Raw genomic sequence first — 884 nt, 5'->3', positions numbered from 1 at the left:
CCTTGCAACCATTAGGACCCAGGTGTACGCAGTTAAACTCATCTAATGCGGCTTCATGTTCAGCGTCAGTTTTCACTGGCAGGCGCGACATTTCTTCCGAGGAAGTAGTTACCGGTCCGCAACAATCGTGACAACCCGGCACACATTCGAACGACGGAATACGCTCGCGCAGACGCGCGATTATCTCTCGGCTATTGTTCATTAATACCTAACTTTTGTGCAGTTCGCGACCATTATAGTTCTATACCTAATTCACTAGAAGTTGACAATGCCTTTAAATTTACTGCGTGCCATAACGCCTACAATAAGGTGTGCCACGTTGAACAAACCAAGCGCACCGAACTCCATATCAAAAATGCCGAGTGTAAGGCATCACCTTGATTGTTTGTTATAAGCCGCGAGCTTAATCGGTGATTAAGTAGACACTTTGACGGACTTTTTCACTTTCTTTAGTGCCATTTGTTTTTTAAGCGGAGATAAGTAGTCAATGAATAGCTTACCCTTTAGGTGATCTATCTCATGCTGCATAACTATCGCGAGAAAATCATCACTTTCGATAACGATTTGATCACCATTACGGTCTATGGCCGAAACCTTAACCTGCATGAACCTTTCAACATCGGCGTAATAACCAGGAACAGACAAGCAGCCTTCTTGACCGATTTCCTTATGATCACCACTTTCAATTATAGGGTTCACTAACACCAATGGCTCATTTCGGGATTGTGAAATATCGATAACAACGATAGCTTCCGTTCTGCCAACTTGCGTTGCAGCTAAACCAATACCATCATCGGTACTGTACATAGTTTCGAGCATGTCTTCGATTAATTGCTGAACTTGACTGATATCTTTAACTTCAGAAGCTTGAATTTTTAACTTCT

Annotated in this window: 1 protein-coding gene and 1 pseudogene; both read right to left on the bottom strand. The window is 42.6% G+C overall.

Annotated elements, in window-relative coordinates:
- Positions 1–202 (bottom strand): annotated as a pseudogene (locus L4D76_RS28715) (YkgJ family cysteine cluster protein); the annotation flags it as partial.
- A 212-nt stretch (positions 203–414) separates the two neighbouring features.
- On the bottom strand, positions 415–884 hold a 470-nt coding region (gene def, locus L4D76_RS28710; protein ID WP_428444200.1), incomplete at its 5' end, for a peptide deformylase.

Origin of the sequence: Photobacterium sagamiensis (genome assembly GCF_050337085.1) — a bacterium.
GTDB classification, from domain to species: domain Bacteria; phylum Pseudomonadota; class Gammaproteobacteria; order Enterobacterales; family Vibrionaceae; genus Photobacterium; species Photobacterium sagamiensis.
The sequence above is the reverse complement of the archived record's forward strand: the minus strand, read 5'-3'. Positions and strand labels throughout refer to the sequence as shown.